The organism is Streptomyces sp. NPDC051172 (assembly GCF_040682555.1).
Lineage (GTDB): Bacteria > Actinomycetota > Actinomycetes > Streptomycetales > Streptomycetaceae > Streptomyces.
The window spans coordinates 1-16,451 of sequence record NZ_JBFBBE010000164.1 but is presented as its reverse complement, the minus strand read 5'-3'; the positions used below and the strand labels follow the sequence as shown (position 1 = coordinate 16,451).

At 68.2% G+C, this 16,451-nt stretch carries 13 protein-coding genes and 1 tRNA gene; 8 read left to right on the top strand and 6 right to left on the bottom strand.

The window, feature by feature from the left end:
* The first annotated feature begins 289 nt into the window (after positions 1-289).
* Positions 290-826 carry a hypothetical protein gene (locus tag AB0N07_RS45800; protein ID WP_365846026.1) on the top strand — a complete coding sequence of 179 codons (537 nt, stop codon included), beginning with the start codon at positions 290-292 and terminating at the stop codon, positions 824-826.
* Between the two features lie 162 nt (positions 827-988).
* Here the strand turns inward: AB0N07_RS45800 and AB0N07_RS45795 are convergent, their stop codons facing one another.
* Together AB0N07_RS45795 and AB0N07_RS45790 are read right to left on the bottom strand one after the other, a co-directional pair.
* Positions 989-1,402 carry a PIN domain-containing protein gene (locus AB0N07_RS45795; protein WP_365846024.1) on the bottom strand — a complete coding sequence of 138 codons (414 nt, stop codon included), beginning with the start codon at positions 1,400-1,402 and terminating at the stop codon, positions 989-991.
* Positions 1,384-1,668 carry a hypothetical protein gene (locus AB0N07_RS45790; RefSeq protein ID WP_365846022.1) on the bottom strand — a complete coding sequence of 95 codons (285 nt, stop codon included), beginning with the start codon at positions 1,666-1,668 and terminating at the stop codon, positions 1,384-1,386. Before AB0N07_RS45790 ends, AB0N07_RS45795 begins: the two co-directional genes overlap by 19 nt.
* A gap of 533 nt (positions 1,669-2,201) precedes the next feature.
* Here AB0N07_RS45790 and AB0N07_RS45785 point away from each other — a divergent pair.
* Both AB0N07_RS45785 and AB0N07_RS45780 read left to right on the top strand, forming a co-directional pair.
* Positions 2,202-2,378, top strand: a complete 177-nt coding sequence (locus AB0N07_RS45785) for a hypothetical protein (RefSeq protein WP_365846020.1) — start codon at positions 2,202-2,204, stop codon at positions 2,376-2,378.
* A gap of 116 nt (positions 2,379-2,494) precedes the next feature.
* A complete protein-coding gene (locus AB0N07_RS45780; RefSeq protein WP_365846018.1) occupies positions 2,495-4,204 on the top strand; it encodes a recombinase family protein in 1,710 nt (569 codons plus the stop codon).
* Here the strand turns inward: AB0N07_RS45780 and AB0N07_RS45775 are convergent.
* From AB0N07_RS45775 to sucC, 4 genes are all read right to left on the bottom strand, one after another.
* Positions 4,169-4,253, bottom strand: a tRNA-Leu gene (locus AB0N07_RS45775). The two genes, AB0N07_RS45780 and AB0N07_RS45775, sit on opposite strands and share 36 nt — an antisense overlap.
* A 253-nt stretch (positions 4,254-4,506) precedes the next feature.
* A complete protein-coding gene (locus tag AB0N07_RS45770) occupies positions 4,507-6,048 on the bottom strand; it encodes an aldehyde dehydrogenase family protein (protein WP_365846016.1) in 1,542 nt (513 codons plus the stop codon).
* Positions 6,049-6,185: 137 nt separating this feature from the next.
* A complete protein-coding gene (gene sucD, locus AB0N07_RS45765) occupies positions 6,186-7,118 on the bottom strand; it encodes a succinate--CoA ligase subunit alpha (RefSeq protein ID WP_365846014.1) in 933 nt (310 codons plus the stop codon).
* Between the two features lie 11 nt (positions 7,119-7,129).
* Complete coding sequence (gene sucC / locus AB0N07_RS45760) at positions 7,130-8,260, bottom strand: ADP-forming succinate--CoA ligase subunit beta (protein WP_365846012.1); 1,131 nt, start codon at positions 8,258-8,260, stop codon at positions 7,130-7,132.
* Positions 8,261-8,404: 144 nt separating this feature from the next.
* Between sucC and AB0N07_RS45755 the strand changes: the two genes are divergently transcribed.
* The 5 genes from AB0N07_RS45755 (at position 8,405) to AB0N07_RS45735 (ending at position 16,406) form a co-directional block, all read left to right on the top strand.
* Positions 8,405-10,102: a thiamine pyrophosphate-binding protein gene (locus AB0N07_RS45755; RefSeq protein WP_365846010.1), complete on the top strand. Its 1,698-nt coding sequence runs from the start codon at positions 8,405-8,407 to the stop codon at positions 10,100-10,102.
* A 10-nt stretch (positions 10,103-10,112) separates the two neighbouring features.
* The gene (gene frc, locus AB0N07_RS45750; protein ID WP_365846008.1) at positions 10,113-11,354 is read left to right on the top strand and encodes a formyl-CoA transferase; all 1,242 of its coding nucleotides are present in this window, start codon (positions 10,113-10,115) and stop codon (positions 11,352-11,354) included.
* A 4-nt stretch (positions 11,355-11,358) separates the two neighbouring features.
* Positions 11,359-13,503 (top strand): acetate--CoA ligase family protein, encoded by a 2,145-nt coding sequence (locus tag AB0N07_RS45745; protein WP_365846028.1) that lies wholly within the window; start codon positions 11,359-11,361, stop codon positions 13,501-13,503.
* A gap of 120 nt (positions 13,504-13,623) precedes the next feature.
* Positions 13,624-15,018, top strand: a complete 1,395-nt coding sequence (locus AB0N07_RS45740) for an OFA family MFS transporter (RefSeq protein ID WP_365846005.1) — start codon at positions 13,624-13,626, stop codon at positions 15,016-15,018.
* On the top strand, positions 15,015-16,406 hold the full coding sequence (locus tag AB0N07_RS45735; RefSeq protein ID WP_365846003.1) for an OFA family MFS transporter: 1,392 nt from the start codon (positions 15,015-15,017) through the stop codon (positions 16,404-16,406). The genes AB0N07_RS45740 and AB0N07_RS45735 overlap by 4 nt, the downstream gene beginning before the upstream one ends.
* Positions 16,407-16,451 lie beyond the last annotated feature (45 nt).

Below are 16,451 nucleotides of genomic sequence, written 5' to 3'. Positions count from 1 at the left end.
GATCTACCAGCGGTCCCGTTCGTCATTCACCGCAGGGCCAGCACGCCCACCCGCGCCTGGACAGCGCCCCAGCCAGCCTTAACTTCCCGGCCTTGAAGCAAAAGGCCACAAGGCAGCGCTCGGAACCACACAAGGCGCTCCCCCACCCCATCGGCGCCGCAAGGCACCACCGCACTTCACCATCACCGCCCAAGGCGAGAGTGTCGGTTTCCTCATCCTTCAAGAGCAGGACCGCAGCGAACACGTTCCCACTGACAAGGAACTCGCCGATGCCAAGAAGCACTCATGGATGCGTATCCCCCGCTTCGACTACACCCCCTCCAGCCGCCTGCGTTTCATACTCCGCGGCGGCAGCCCGCACCGCGCCGGCGAATGGGCCGACCTCCCCGACCGGCCGCTGGAAGACCAACTCGCCGAGATCGTGCAAGAGGTCGGCCTCCGCGGCGAAGCCGCGGAACGTAAACGCCTTGCAGACCAGCAAGCCAGAGAGGCACAGCAGAGGCGCTGGGAAGCCGCCATGCAGGAGGCCCGCGCGGCCTACGACCACGCCTATCGCGTCAAACACCTCGAGGAACAGGCAGACGCCTGGCACCAGGCCAACCACCTGACCGAATACATCACAGCGGTACGCAACCACGCAACATCGCTGCCGACCGGGCAAGAGCGGACCGAGATCGAGGCGTGGCTCGCATTCGCGGACGCTCACCTCCAACACCTCACCGCGTCCACCTCAGCACCGGACCTGCCCACGCCGCCGAAGCCCAGCGGCGACGACCTCAAGCCCTTCCTCGGCCACTGGAGCCTCTACGGGCCCCGCTCCTACTGAGCCTTAGCTTCGCCCGCAGCCTACAGAATTCGCCAGTGGGCGAAAGAGCGGCAACATAGCGGCGGATCATCGGTTACCGAAACCGGCGATCCGCCGAATACTTGTAGCTCCACCGCCACTCACTGACCAACCGTCGAAAAGCAGAAAGCAGACCAGAGGCAATCACACCGCCACGAGCCGGACCCGATCGCCGCAGAGCTTGGCCATGTCGTCGATATCGGAAGTCAGCATCACCACGGGACGGTGCTGTCGCAGCGCCGCTTCTGCGACAGCCGCATCGATCGCGTACTTGTGTCCGTGCAACCCGGCATTCATCAGCAACTTCGAGGCTGCCCTCGCCTCCTCGTCACCGACCGGGACGACCCGCAGCCCGGAAAGCACCCAGTTCAGGCGGGACTTGTTCGTACGGGCGTGGACGGCTTCGATAATGGTGAGCGCACTGATCACGACCTCCATGCCGCGCGAGCGCGCCTCAGCGATCAAAGCCACCACCTGCTCGTCGTCAGTGAGCAGCTTCGAGAGCCCCTCACTGTCGAGGACCAGCGTGCCCTCGTGACTCAGCCTGCGGCGGGCCACGCGGCCTCCTCGGCGAACACCTCGTCGAAGACCTGCCGAGCCCGCCGCCGGGCCGACTCGGGGACCGGCCCCTTGCGGCTCTCGTAATCCGCCAGGTACTCGTCCAGGACCTGGCCGCGCAACTCACGCTCGACGGCCTCGGCGATGAACGCGGAGAACTCCCGCTTGCCCACCCGCGCCCGGATCGCCTCAGCCGTCCCCTCCGGCAGCGACAGGCTCACCCGCGTCGCCGGCCCTTCCCCGATGCTGTACGTCGTCTCGCCCATACCCCGAGTGTGTCAAACGAGTAGGAAAAGCGCCACGACCCGGATCCTGTGCGGAGCCCGCAGAGTCGTGAAGAAGGCGTGTAGATGGGGCCTCTCCCGCCCACCCCTCGCACCGGGCAGCGCAACGCCCGAAACCCAGCATGGGCGCTCTCATCCCATCCCAGCACGATCCCAGCACAGTACGGATGACCAGGGGTGATGACAGGTGACGAGGGGTCAGCTATCCCAGCACCATCCCAGCACGGGAAAAAACCAAGGGTCCGACTCCGAAGAGTCGGACCCTATCTGACCTGCATGTTTGCCAGATCATCGACGTGGTGATATTTCACCCGCTACACGTTGAAGCGGAACTCCACCACATTTCGTCCTGCATCACATAGTTCTGCCCGATCTTCCATCGACGCCTCGCCCTTGACGCAGTCCTCGGCCACCGAGCCGGCCCCCAACAAGCCCTTGGCCGCCAAAGGACGGCAAATCTGCCGTGCGACATCCCTATAGGGGACATGCAAGCACGAACCAGTCCTCAGGCGCCGATGCCCAACTACACGTACCCCCAGCACCCAGGCCCGAACACCCCGCTGCAGACCCAGGTGGCCCTCCCCGAAGAGCCACCCGACGTGACCGAGCCCGTCGCTGCCACCCTCCTGCAGCTCCTTCGCACCCTGATCGCCGATTCGAGCCAGCAGCGCCCCGAGACCGGCAACAGCTAACCGAGTAACACGGGCGGCCGCTGGCTCTTCTCTCCCCATTCGAGGTACGACAGAACGTCGCATAACACCCGCAGCGCGCCCCACCCAGCGCGCCCGCACTGGGAGTCTCACCGCACGTGATCCGTTTCGCCTTCGCCGGCCGCTGCTCCACCGAGGACCTCCAAGACCCCGAGGCCTCCAGGAACTGGCAGCTTACCCGCGCCCGAGCCCTGGTCGAACCCGCCGGCGGCCAGATCGTCACCGAATACTTCGACGTCGGCCACAGCCGCTCCCTGCCCTGGCAGCGCCGCCCCCGCGCCAACGAACTCCTCCAAGCCCTCCGCAACCCCGACCGCGGATTCGACGCAGTCGTGATCGGCGAGCCACAGCGCACCTTCTACGGCAACCAGTTCGGCAACACCTTCCCCGTCTTCGTCCACTTCCGCATCCCCCTATGGGTCCCGGAGATCGGCGGCCCGATCGACCCGGACAACGAGGCCCACGACCTCGTCATGTCCGTCTTCGGCGGCATGAGCAAGGGCGAACGCAACCGCATCAAGATCCGGGTCCGGACCGCCATGAGCTCCCAGGCCCAGCTCCAAGGCCGCTACCTCGGCGGACGACCGCCCTACGGCTACCGGATCGCCGACGCCGGCCCCCACCCCAACCCCTCCAAAGCCGCCGTCGGCCAGCGCATCCACAAGCTCGAACCCGATCCCGCAGCCGCACCCGTCGTGCAGCGGATCTTCCGCCTGTACATCGACGGCATGAGCGACAAAGCCATCGCCGCCCAGCTCACCCGCGATGGCATCCCCTGCCCATCCGCCCACGACGCCGCCCGCAACCCGCACCGCAAGAAGACCGCGTGGCAGCAGGGTGCCGTGCGCGCCATCCTCATCAATCCCCGCTACACCGGCTACGAGATCTGGAACAAGCAACGCAAGGAAGAACGCCTCCTCGACGTCGACGACGTCACCCTCGGCCACCGCACCCGCATGACACACAACCCGACCGAGGAGTGGATCCGCTCCAACGAACCCGCCCACGAAGCGATCATCAGCCCCAACCGCTTCGACACCGTCCAAACCCTCCGCAGACAGCGCTCCCGCAACCAGGGACGCCAGGAACGAGCCGGAAAACAAGGCGGACGCCCCTACGCCCTGCGCGGACGGGTCCGCTGCACCCTGTGCGGACGCAAGATGCAGCCCGCCACCATCCGCAACCACGTCTACTACCGCTGCGAATTCAAAGACCAGGAACAAGCCCTCTACCCCGACCTCACCCACCCGCGCACCGTCAACCTACGCGAAGACGTTGTATGCCGGGCCCTGGACCAGTGGATCGCCCGGGCCTTCGCCCCCGACCGGCTCACCGCCACCCTCACCGCCCTCACCCACGCCAGCGCCGCAGCGAGCGCCGCAGAGACCCACACACCCGAGCAGGCCCAGGCACGCCAGACGATCAAGGACTGCGAGCGACGACTCGCCCGCTACCAGGCCGCCCTCGAAGCCGGAGCGGACCCAGCCGTCGTCACCCAGTGGATCAACGCAGCGCAACAAGACAAAGAGGCAGCGCAGAAGAAACTCGACGCGCTCCCCGCCCTCACCCGGAAGAAGCAATCCCCACTCGACGCCCAGCAGATCCGAGAAATCACTGACAGTCTTGGAGACATTGCACAGCGCATCCACACGGCCGACGCCGACAAGAAAGACCCACTCTACGAAGCCCTGGGCATCACCATCAGCTACGAACACGCAAAGAGGACCGCGACCGTAAGGTCGAGGCCCTCATCACCGTATCGTCAGCGGTTGTGTCCGAGGGGGGACTTGAACCCCCACGCCCGATAAAGGGCACTAGCACCTCAAGCTAGCGCGTCTGCCATTCCGCCACCCGGACCAGGTGTCTGCCGCCTGGCCAGAGGTGTTCCCCGCGGCGACATGGACAACAATACCAAGCTTTCGGAGTGCCTTTCACCTGCATATCCGCCCCTCGGGCAGCGGCTCCGGACGGCCCGGCTCGGGCAGCAGGACGTGTCACATGAGGTGACTGCACGACTACGGCCGCGGTCCGGCGCGGCGCCTTCAGGCGTATCGCGCCATGCCGAGGTGATCGCCGGGTGGCACCCCTGGGGGCGCCACCCGAGCGTCTGTCACGGCATGAGGTGGTAGTCCGGGAAGTTCCCCGGCAGCCGCTCTCCCGCCGGGCCCTGGGTCACGGCACGCACCAGCAGCTCGCCGCCGACGAAGGCGCCGCGCCAGGACGCGCCGAAGCCGCCGAACAGTTCGTCGCGGTCACCGCGGGAGCGCGGCTTGCCGTGGCCGACCTTGAAGGCCCGGATCTGCGGGGCCAGCCGGTCGAAGGTCGCCCTGTCGTCCGTGGACAGGGTGGCCACCAGCGCACCGTTGGACGCGTTCATCGCGGCCAGCAGCTCCGCCTCCGTGTCGACCAGGACGATGCTGTCGACCGGGCCGAACGGTTCCGCGTGGTGCAGGGGTGACGACGGCGGCGGGTTGAGGAGAGTCACCGGATGGACGTACGCCGAGGTGTCCTGGCCGGGCAGGAACCTGCCGTCGGCCTCGCTGCCGCGGTGCAGCGGGACCGCGCCCCGGTCGATGGCCTCGGCGACCTGGTCGCGCAGCTCCTTGGCCTTGGCCGCGTTGATGACCGGCCCGAAGTCCAGCTGCGGATACGGGTCGTCGCCGTGCTCGACCGCCAGCGGGTGTCCCACCCTGAGCGTGCGCACCGCCGGGAGGTACGCCGCCAGGAACTCGTCGAACAGCTGCCGTTGGACGACGAAGCGCGGGTACGCCGTGCAGCGCTGCTTGCCGTAGTCGAAGAGCTTCGGGATCACTGCGGCGAGCGCGTCCCAGTCCGAGTGGTTCCAGATGCCCCAGGTGTTGAGTCCTTCCTGTTCGAGTACATGGCGCTTCCCGAGGTCGGCGACGGCCGTGGCGACCGCCGCGCCGGTGTCTCGGCCGCCGACGAAGGAGACGCAGCCGATCTCGGGCGCCCGTACCAGCGCCTGGGACAGCTCGCCCCCGCTGCCGCTGACGAGGGTGGCGGGAATCCCCTCGCGGGCGGCGAGCGCACAGGCCAGGGTCAGACAGGCGAGGCCGCCGTCGGTCGGGGTCTTGGCTATCACCGCGTTGCCTGCCAGTGCCTGGACCAGCATGGCGTGAACGAGCACGCTCATCGGATAGTTCCAGCTCGCGATGTTGGACACCGGGCCGTCCAGCGGGGCCCGGCCGTCGAGCATCGGGTCGATGCCGTCGACGTACCAGCGCACGCCGTCGACGGCCCGGTCGACGTCCGCCTGCGCGAGCCGCCAGGGCTTGCCGATCTCCCACACCAGGAGCAGGGCGAGGAGTTCGCGGTGCTCGGTGAGGGCGTCGAGGGTGGCCGCGACGCGGGCGCGGCGCTCGTCGAGGGGGACGTGCCGCCAGGAGCGGTGCTGGTCGAGCGAGGCGCGCACGGCCTGGTGGGCGGTTTCGCGGTCGAGGCGGGGCGGTCCGGCGACGGGGCTGCCGTCGACGGGGCTGGTGGCGGGCAGGGCCCGGCCGTCGGCCTGCCAGGCGGAGTTCCAGAGATTGAGGACGCGGTCGTCCCGGAAGGCCTCCGGGGCGACGGACAGGCAACGCTGCCAGGCGTCGGCCCAGGAGGTGCCTGATTTGAGGGTGAGGGTTGTTGCCATAGGGGTTTCTCCGCTCTCGGTGCACAGTCGGGGGCGGGGGGTGCATGGCTCGTCGCGCGCCGGCTCGCACTGCCGTGCGCGGACGTCGTACGAAGCACGCCGTGACACACGCGGTGGTCCGTCACGGTCGCCTCACATCAACTATGAGCGGCCGCGCGCCCGCGTTCGAGACACGCGAGCACAAGTTTCGCCGTCTCGGTCGGTGTGTTTCCCACACCCACCCCGGCCGCCTCCAGAGCCTCCTTCTTCGCCTGTGCGGTGCCGGAGGAGCCGGACACGATCGCGCCCGCGTGCCCCATCGTCCTGCCCTCGGGGGCGGTGAAACCGGCGATGTAGCCGACGACGGGCTTGGTGACGTGGTCACGGACGTATGCGGCGGCGCGTTCCTCGGCGTCGCCGCCGATCTCCCCGATGAGGACGATCAGTTCGGTGTCGGGGTCGTCCTGGAAGGCGGCCAGGCAGTCGATGTGGGTGGTGCCGACGACCGGGTCGCCGCCGATTCCGACACATGTCGAGAAGCCGATCTCGCGGAGTTCGTACATGAGTTGGTAGGTGAGCGTGCCGGACTTGGACACCAGGCCGATGCGGCCCGGCTTGGTGATGTCGGACGGGATGATGCCCGCGTTGGACTGGCCGGGGGTGATCAGGCCCGGGCAGTTGGGGCCGATGACGCGCGTGCCCTTCGCCTGGGCGTGGGCGTGGAAGGCGACGGAGTCGTGGACGGGGATGCCCTCGGTGATGACGACCGCGAGGCCGATGCCGGCGTCGGCGGCCTCGACGACGGCCGCCTTCGCGAAGGCCGGCGGCACGAAGACGACGGTGACGTCGGCGCCGGTCGCGTGGATGCCCTCGGCGACGGATCCGAAGACGGGGACGCTGCTGGGGGCACCTCCCAGGCCCTCAAGGCACTGGGGGACGTCGAAGTCGACGGTGCGGCCCGCCTTGCGCGGGTTGACACCGCCGACGATGTTCGTGCCGGCCGCGAGCATGCGCCGGGTGTGCTTCATGCCCTCGCCGCCGGTCATGCCCTGGACGAGGACCTTGCTCTCCTTGGTGAGGTAGATGGCCATGTCGGGCTCCTTCAGCCGCTGGTGGCGAGTTGGGCGGCACGGCCGGCGGCGCCGTCCATGGTGGTGGCCTGCTGGACCAGGGGATGCGCGCGCTCGTCGAGGATGGCGCGACCACGGGCGGCGTTGTTGCCGTCGAGGCGCACGACCAGTGGTTTGGTCAACTGCACGCTGTCCAGGGCCCGCACGATGCCGTCGGCGACGGCGTCGCAGGCGGTGATCCCGCCGAAGACGTTGGCGAAGACCGACTTGACGGCCGGGTCGGACAGGATGACCGAGAGGCCGTCGGCCATGGTCCGGGCGGAGGCTCCGCCGCCGATGTCGAGGAAGTTGGCGGGGCGGGCGCCGCAGCCCGCGACGACGTCAAGGGTCGACATGACCAGACCCGCGCCGTTGCCGATGATGCCGACCTCGCCGTCCAGTTTGACGTAGTTGAGGCCCCTGGCGGCGGCCGCCGCCTCCAGCGGGTCGTCGTGCTCCACGCCCTCGGCGCCCCAACGCGCCTGCCGGAAGCGGGCGTTGTCGTCGAGGGTGACCTTGCCGTCGAGGGCGAGGATCTGGCCCTGCGTGGTCCGTACGAGCGGGTTGACCTCGACGAGGACGGCGTCCTCACGGACCAGGACCTCCCAGAGCCGTACGAGGACGTCGACGGTCTGCGGGGGCAGTCCGGCCGCCTCGGCGATCTCGTTCGCCTTCGCCGAGGTGACGCCCCCGGCCGGGTCGATGTGGACACGGGCCACCGCCTCCGGCCGGCTTGCGGCGACCTCCTCGATCTCCATGCCTCCCTCGGCGGAGGCGATGGCGAGGAAGCGGCCCACCGCACGGTCGAGCACATAGGAGACGTAGAACTCGCTCTCTATGTCCACGGGTTGGGCCAGCATCACCTTGCCGACGGTGTGGCCGTTGATGTCCATACCGAGGATCTGACGTGCGCTGAGCTCCGCGGCGGCCGGGTCCGCGGCGAGCTTCACACCGCCCGCCTTGCCGCGCCCGCCTGTCTTGACCTGAGCTTTCACTACTACGCGCCCGCCGAGTGCGCGGGCGATCTCACGGGCCCTCTTGGGAGAATCGGTGACCTCGGCCCTCGGCACCGGGATTCCGTGTTCTTCGAAGAGTTGCCTTGCCTGGTGCTCGTACAGGTCCATTCCGGCTCCTGACTCAAAAGTGCCGCACGCCCCCTGGACACCACCCACTGGATGCGGGATAACAAGGTTCATACAGTATTCGTCGACTGTATGCAATGTACCGCGAGAGCAGTTCGAACCCCTACGAAGGGACAGGACTTCGCCATGCCCGACGACACCCAGGACGTGATTTCCGGTGGTCATCTCGTTGCCAAGGCACTCAAGGCCGAGGGGGTCGACCGCATCTACACGTTGTGCGGCGGCCACATCATCGACATCTACGACGGCTGCGTCGACGAGGGCATAGAGGTCGTCGACGTCCGTCATGAGCAGGTCGCCGCCCATGCCGCCGACGGTTACGCCCGCCTCACCGGCAAACCCGGCTGCGCGGTCGTCACCGCGGGCCCGGGCACGACGGACGCCGTCACCGGTGTCGCGAACGCCTTCCGCGCGGAGTCCCCGATGCTGCTGATCGGCGGCCAAGGCGCCCTCACCCAGCACAAGATGGGGTCCCTGCAGGACCTGCCGCACGTCGACATGATGACGCCGATCACCAAGTTCGCGGCGGCCGTGCCGGACACGGCCCGCGCGGCGGACATGGTGTCCATGGCGTTCCGCGAGTGCTACCACGGCGCGCCGGGCCCCTCCTTCCTGGAGATCCCGCGCGACGTGCTCGACGCCAAGGTGCCGGTGAGCAAGGCGCGCGTGCCGAAGTCAGGGGCCTATCGCGCCTCGACCCGCTCGGCCGGCGACCCCGAGGCCATCGAGAAGCTCGCCGATCTGCTCGTGCACGCCGAGAAGCCGGCCATCCTGCTCGGCAGCCAGGTGTGGACGACCCGCGGCACCGAGGCGGCGATCGACCTCGTACGGACCCTCAACATCCCCGCCTACATGAACGGGGCGGGCCGCGGCACCCTCCCGCCCGGCGACCCGCACCACTTCCAGTTGTCGCGCCGGTACGCCTTCTCCAACGCGGACGTCATCGTGATCGTCGGCACGCCCTTCGACTTCCGCATGGGCTACGGCAAGCGGCTCTCCCCGGACGCGACCGTCGTGCAGATCGACCTCGACTACCGGACGGTGGGCAAGAACCGGGACATCGACCTCGGGATCGTCGGTGACGCGGGCCTGGTACTGAAGTCGGTGACCGAGGCGGCCTCGGGGCACGCTTTCAATGGATACAGCAACGGCGGTGCGTCCAAGCGCAAGGAGTGGCTCGACGAGCTGCGTGCCGCCGAGCAGACCGCGATCGAGAAGCGGCTGCCGAGCCTGCGGTCCGACGCCTCACCGATCCACCCCTACCGCCTGGTCAGCGAGATCAACGACTTCCTCACCGAGGACTCCATCTACATCGGCGACGGCGGCGACATCGTCACCTTCTCCGGGCAGGTCGTCCAGCCCAAGTCACCCGGGCACTGGATGGACCCGGGCCCGCTCGGCACCCTCGGTGTCGGCGTCCCCTTCGTACTCGCGGCCAAGCAGGCGCGCCCCGACAAGGAAGTGGTGGCTCTCTTCGGGGACGGCGCCTTCTCCCTCACCGGCTGGGACTTCGAGACCCTCGTCCGCTACGACCTCCCCTTCGTCGGCATCGTCGGCAACAACTCCTCCATGAACCAGATCCGCTACGGCCAGGCCCAGAAGTACGGCCTGGAGCGCGAGCGGGTCGGCAACACCCTCGGCGACGTGCACTACGACAAGTTCGCGCAGATGCTGGGCGGTTACGGCGAGGAGGTCCGCGACCCCGCCGACATCGGCCCGGCGCTGCAACGTGCCCGTGAGTCGGGCAAGCCGTCGCTGATCAACGTCTGGGTCGACCCGGACGCGTACGCCCCCGGAACCATGAACCAGACGATGTACAAGTGAGGTGGCCCGCATGACTGGAACGCCCACCAAGGCCCTCGCAGGCATCCGTGTCCTCGACATGACCCACGTCCAGTCGGGGCCCTCCGCCACCCAGCTGCTCGCCTGGCTCGGGGCGGACGTGGTCAAGCTGGAGGCACCGACCGGTGACATCACGCGGGGGCAGCTGCGCGACCTCCCGGACGTCGACTCCCTCTACTTCACGATGCTCAACTGCAACAAGCGGAGCATCACCCTGAACACCAAGACCGAGCGCGGCAAGGAGATCCTCACCGAGCTGATCCGGCGCTCCGACGTCATGGTCGAGAACTTCGGACCGGGCGCGGTCGACCGCATGGGCTTCACCTGGGACCGCATCCAGGAGATCAATCCGCGGGTCGTCTATGCCTCCATCAAGGGGTTCGGGGACGGCCCGTACACCAACTTCAAGGCGTACGAGGTCGTCGCGCAGGCCATGGGCGGGTCGATGTCGACCACCGGTTTCGAGGACGGGCCGCCGCTGGCGACGGGGGCCCAGATCGGGGACTCGGGGACAGGCGTCCACGCCGTGGCGGGGATACTCGCGGCGCTGTTCCAGCGGGAGCACACCGGGCGCGGTCAGCGGGTGAACGTGGCCATGCAGCACGCTGTGCTCAACCTCTGCCGGGTGAAGCTGCGCGATCAGCAGCGCCTGGCCCACGGCCCGCTCGCTGAATATCCCAACGACGACTTCGGCACCGAAGTTCCCCGTTCCGGGAACGCGTCCGGCGGCGGCCAGCCCGGCTGGGCGGTCAAGTGCGCGCCGGGCGGCCCCAACGACTACGTGTACGTCATCGTGCAGCCCGTCGGCTGGAAGCCGATCAGCGAGCTCATCGGCCGGCCGGAGCTGGCCGATGACCCCGAGTGGTCGACGCCTCAGGCCCGGCTGCCCAAGCTCAACAAGATGTTCCAGCTGATCGAGGAGTGGTCCTCGACGCTGCCCAAGTGGGAGGTGCTGGAGCGGCTCAACGCCCACAACATCCCGTGCGGGCCGATCCTGTCCACCAAGGAGATCATCGAGGACGACTCGCTGATCGCCAACGAGATGGTCGTCACCGTCCCGCATCCCGAGCGCGGCGAGTTCACGACGGTGGGCAGCCCGCTCAAGCTCTCCGACTCCCCCGTCGAGGTGACCAGTTCACCGCTGCTCGGCGAGCACAACGAAGAGGTCTACATCGGCGAACTCGGCCTCGGCGACGAGGAACTGCGCCTGCTCAAGTCGAACGGAGTGATCTGACGTGATGGCCGAAGACCGGGAGCTGAGGGTGCGGTCGCTCCTCGACACTGTGCGGGCCGAGGGGCGCACCGCGCTCACCGCTCCCGAGGGCAAGGTGATCGCCGACGCGTACGGCATCGCCGTACCCGGCGAGGAAGTGGCGACCGACGTCGACGAGGCCGTCTCGTACGCCGCGCGCTTCGGCGGGCCTGTGGTCATGAAGATCGTCTCCCCTGACATCCTGCACAAGACCGACGCCGGCGGTGTGATCGTCGGCGTCGAGGGCGCCGCGGACGTCCGGGCCGCGTTCCACGAAATCGTCGAGAACGCGCGCGCGTACCACGCGTCCGCGCGCATCGAGGGCGTACAGGTCCAGGAGCTGCTCCCGCAGGGGCAGGAGGTCATCGTCGGCGCGGTGACGGACCCGACGTTCGGCAAGGTCGTCGCCTTCGGGCTCGGCGGGGTGCTCGTCGAGGTCCTCAAGGACGTCACGTTCCGCCTGGCGCCCGTGAGCGCCGACGAGGCGCTGTCCATGCTGGACTCGATCCGCTCGGCGGAGGTCCTGCACGGGGTGCGCGGGCAGGCGGGCGTCGACCGGTGGGCGATCGCCGAGCAGATCCGCCGGGTCTCACAACTGGTCTCGGACTTCCCAGAGATCGCGGAGGTCGACCTCAACCCGGTGATCGCCACTCCTGAGGGCGCGGTCGCGGCGGACATCCGCGTGATCCTCGCCGAGTCGGTGCCGAAGCCTCGGCGCACGTACACGCGCGAGGAGATCCTCACCTCCATGCGCCGCCTGATGCAGCCCTCGTCGGTCGCCGTGATCGGTGCTTCGGGCGAGCAGGGCAAGATCGGCAACTCGGTGATGCGCAACCTCATCGACGGTGGCTTCGCCGGAGAGATCCATCCGGTGAACCCCAAGGCCGATGACATTCTGGGCCGCAAGGCGTACAAGAGTGTCACGGACGTTCCCGGTGAGGTGGATGTGGCGGTCTTTGCGATCCCCGCCAGGTTCGTGGCCTCGGCCCTGGAGGAGGTGGGACGCAAGAAGATCCCGAACGCCGTGCTGATCCCCTCCGGGTTCGCGGAGATCGGAGAGCACGAACTCCAGGAGGAGATCGTCGCGATCGCCGAGCGGCACGGCGTGCGCCTCCTCGGGCCGAACATCTACGGCTACTACTCGACGTGGCAGGACCTGTGCGCCACGTTCTGCACGCCGTACGACGTCAAGGGCGGTGTCGCGCTGACCTCGCAGTCCGGTGGCATCGGGATGGCCATCCTGGGTTTCGCGCGCACCACGAAGACGGGTGTGTCGGCGATCGTGGGCCTGGGCAACAAGTCGGACCTGGACGAGGACGACCTGTTGACCTGGTTCGGGGAGGACCCGCACACCGAGTGCATCGCGATGCACCTGGAGGACCTCAAGGACGGCCGCGCCTTCGTGGAGGCCGCGCGGGCGACCGTGCCGAAGAAGCCGGTCGTGGTGCTCAAGGCGGGCCGTACGGCGGCGGGTGCGAAGGCGGCAGGTTCGCACACCGGGGCGCTGGCGGGCGACGACGCCGTGTACGACGACATCCTCAGGCAGGCGGGTGTCATCAGGGCGCCCGGGCTGAACGAAATGCTCGAGTACGCGCGCGCGTTGCCGGTGCTTCCCGCTCCCCAGGGTGACAACGTCGTGATCATCACCGGGGCCGGCGGCAGCGGTGTGCTGCTGTCCGACGCGGTGACCGACAACGGCCTGTCCCTGATGGAGATCCCGCCCGACCTGGACGAGTCCTTCCGGAAGTTCATCCCGCCCTTCGGGGCCGCGGGCAACCCGGTCGACATCACCGGGGGCGAGCCGCCGTCGACGTACGAGGCGACGATCCGGCTGGGCCTTCAGGACCCGCGCATCCACGCGCTCGTCCTCGGCTACTGGCACACCATCGTCACTCCCCCGATGGTCTTCGCGGAGCTCACCGCGCGCGTCGTGGCCGAATTCCGCGAACGCGGCATCGAGAAGCCCGTGGTGGCCTCCCTCGCGGGCGACGTCGAGGTCGAGGAGGCCTGCCAGTACCTCTACGAACGAGGGGTCGTGGCCTACCCGTACACGACTGAGAAGCCGGTGGCCGTGCTCGGTGCGAAGTACCGGTGGGCGCGGGCGGCGGGGCTGTTGGGGGGCGGTTCATGAGCTGAGCGAAGCGTGGGGCCAGCCGACAGTGCGGTCGGCCGGCCCCGGGACCCGTGCGCACGCGAAAGGCATTGGACAGGGGGCGCTGGCCAGAGCTTTCGATGCAAGGGGTGCTGAGCGATGACAACCACCGACCACTCGACGTCCGTCCCCTACAGGGAGGTGACGGATCGCAACGGCCGCGTGTACCGGATCGGTGAGTCCGATACCGACGTCATGGGCCGACCACGCAAGTGGATGGTCATCCTGCCCTGGGTGGGCATGATGGGCATCAGTTCCGCCGAGTACGCGTTCACGTCGGCGGAGGACACGCTCCACGAGGCTCATCTGTGGAGCAGCGGACACATCTTCTGGCTGATGGGCGTCTGGGTGTTCTTCCAGGCGGCCGTGGCCTTCCCCGCCGGTCAGCTGCGGGAGAGCGGCAGGCTGCCCGCCCGCACGGCGATGATGATCGGCGCCGTCGGCACCATGCTGGGCTATCTGTCGCTGGCGTACGCGCCGAACGTGGCCGTCGCGTATTTCGGCTTCGGCATGTGCAGCGGCATCGGCGCCGGCCTCGTCTACGCGACCTGTGTGAACATGGTCGGCAAGTGGTATCCGGAGCGCAAGGGCGGCAAGACGGGCTTCGTCAACGGCGGTTTCGCCTACGGGTCCGTGCCCTTCGTCTTCCTGTTCACCTCGTACATGGACCTGAGCAACTACCGGACCGTGCTCGCCTGTTTGGGCATCGGGCTGTGCCTGGTGGTGGCCGCGGCCGGCTGGTTCTTCAAGGACCCGCCGAAGAACTGGTGGCCCGCGCACGTCGACCCGCTGAGGATGACCGACGACCCGAAGATCCGCCGGGCCCTGGAGAAGAATCCGCCCGCCGTCAAGCAGTACACCCCCAAGGAGGCCGCCCGTACCCCCGTCCTGTGGATGATGTGGTTCTGTCTGCTGTGCACGGCCGGCATCAACATCTTCGGCATCGCCTTCCAGGTGCCGTTCGGCAAGGACATGGGGTTCGCGGGCGTGGTCGTGGCCGCCGCGATGTCCCTGAAGGCCGTCGTCAACGGCACCGGGCGCGGTGTCATCGGCTGGATCTCCGACCGCTACGGCCGCCGCAACACACTGATCACCGTCTGCATCGTGCTCGGCACGGCGCAGTTCGGCGTGCTGGTCTCCGGCCAGATGGGCAGCATGCCGTTCTTCCTGTTCTGCTCCATGGTCTCCGGTTTCGGCGGCGGGGCGATCTTCCCGCTGTTCGCGGCCATGACGGCGGACTACTTCGGCGAGAACTACAACGCCACCAACTACGGATTGGTCTACAGCTCGAAGCTGATCTCCGGGCTCGTCGGCTCCGGCCTGGGCGCGGTCGTCGTCGGCGCCTGGGACTACCACGGCGCGTTCGTGCTGGCGGGTTCCGTCGGCCTGGCCTCCGCGGTACTGGCGCTCTTCCTGAAGTCCCCGGGCCGGCCCAAGGCCCGGCGCATCGTCCCCAACCCGCACCCGCTCGGCGAGGAGATGGCACAAGCATGACAGCAGACCCGCTCTCGGCCGATCCGACAGCCGCGAACCGTCCCTTCCGTGAAGTGACCGACGCGCGAGGCCGCGTCTACCGCATCGGCGAGACCGACCGGGACATCCTCGGCCACTCCCGCAAGCTCATGGTGTACCTCCCGTGGATCGCCATGATGGCCATCAGTGTCTTCGAGTACGCGTACGGCTCCGCGGAGGACACCCTGTCCCACGCGCACGGCTGGACGCAGTCCGACACCTTCTGGATCCTCAGCGTCTGGGTGTTCTTCCAGGCCGGCATCGCCTTCCCGGCGGGCTGGCTGCGTGAGAAAGGCATCCTGACGGCCCGCAAGGCCATGTACACCGGCTCCGGGATGTGCCTGGTCGGGTTCCTCGCCCTGTCGCACCTGAGCGACGTGTGGCTGGCGATCCTGGGCTTCGGTGTCGTCGGCGGGCTCGGTGCCGGCCTGGTCTACGCGACCTGCATCAACATGGTGGGCAAGTGGTTCCCCGAGCGCCGCGGCGCCCGCACCGGATTCGTCAACGGCGGCTTCGCCTATGGGTCGCTGCCGTTCATCTTCATCTTCAACTACGCCTTCGACACCGGGAACTACCACCGCGTCCTGGACCTGATCGGCTGCTACATCATGATCGTGGTGTTCGGCTGTGCGTTCTTCTTCAAGGACCCGCCGAAGAACTGGTGGCCCGCAGACATCGACCCGCTGACCTTCTCCGGGGCCCGGAAGAGCGCGGAGAGCCTCGCCAAGAACCCGCCCGCGGCGAAGCAGTACACGCCCAAGGAGGCCATTCGGACGGGCATGCTGCCCCTGATGTGGATCTCGATCGTGATGACCGCCGGTGTGTCGATCTTCGGGATCTCCTTCCAGGTCGACTACGCCAAGGAGGTCGGCTTCGGCCCTCTGGTGGCGGCGTCCTCCATGGGTGTCATGGCGGTCATCAACGGCATAGGACGCGGTGTGGTGGGCTGGCTGTCCGACAAGTGGGGCCGCAAGTCGACCCTGGTGTTCGTCATCGTCGTCCTGGGAATGGCCCAGTTCGGTGTGATCCTGGCAGGCGAGATGAAGAGCGAGTGGCTCTTCCTGTTCTTCGCGTTCCTCTCCGGCTTCGGCGGCGGCGCGTTCTACCCGATGTTCGCGGCGCTCACCCCGGACTACTTCGGGGAGAACTACAACGCCAGCAACTACGGCCTGGTGTACAGCGGAAAGCTGGTCAGCGGTCTGTTCGGCGGTGGCCTGGGCTCCATGGTGGTCGCGGCCTGGGGCTACAACGGGGCGTACGCGCTGGCCGGCGGCGTCTCGATGGTCGCGGCGGCGATCGCTCTGCTGCTGCGACAGCCGGGGCGCAGCAGTTCGGATGCGCTGACTCCGCAACCGCAGCCCACGGGCTGACGGTTGCCGGCACGCGCGCGTGAGGCGGCCCTCCCCGGGAGGGCC

Coding starts and splice junctions, on each gene's coding strand:
- AB0N07_RS45800 (WP_365846026.1), top strand. CDS start 290: ATGCGTATCCCCCGCTTCGACTACACCCCCTCCAGCCGCCTGCGTTTC.
- AB0N07_RS45790 (WP_365846022.1), bottom strand. CDS start 1,668: ATGGGCGAGACGACGTACAGCATCGGGGAAGGGCCGGCGACGCGGGTG.
- AB0N07_RS45785 (WP_365846020.1), top strand. CDS start 2,202: ATGCCCAACTACACGTACCCCCAGCACCCAGGCCCGAACACCCCGCTG.
- AB0N07_RS45770 (WP_365846016.1), bottom strand. CDS start 6,048: ATGGCAACAACCCTCACCCTCAAATCAGGCACCTCCTGGGCCGACGCC.
- sucD (WP_365846014.1), bottom strand. CDS start 7,118: ATGGCCATCTACCTCACCAAGGAGAGCAAGGTCCTCGTCCAGGGCATG.
- sucC (WP_365846012.1), bottom strand. CDS start 8,260: ATGGACCTGTACGAGCACCAGGCAAGGCAACTCTTCGAAGAACACGGA.
- AB0N07_RS45755 (WP_365846010.1), top strand. CDS start 8,405: ATGCCCGACGACACCCAGGACGTGATTTCCGGTGGTCATCTCGTTGCC.
- frc (WP_365846008.1), top strand. CDS start 10,113: ATGACTGGAACGCCCACCAAGGCCCTCGCAGGCATCCGTGTCCTCGAC.
- AB0N07_RS45745 (WP_365846028.1), top strand. CDS start 11,359: ATGGCCGAAGACCGGGAGCTGAGGGTGCGGTCGCTCCTCGACACTGTG.
- AB0N07_RS45740 (WP_365846005.1), top strand. CDS start 13,624: ATGACAACCACCGACCACTCGACGTCCGTCCCCTACAGGGAGGTGACG.
- AB0N07_RS45735 (WP_365846003.1), top strand. CDS start 15,015: ATGACAGCAGACCCGCTCTCGGCCGATCCGACAGCCGCGAACCGTCCC.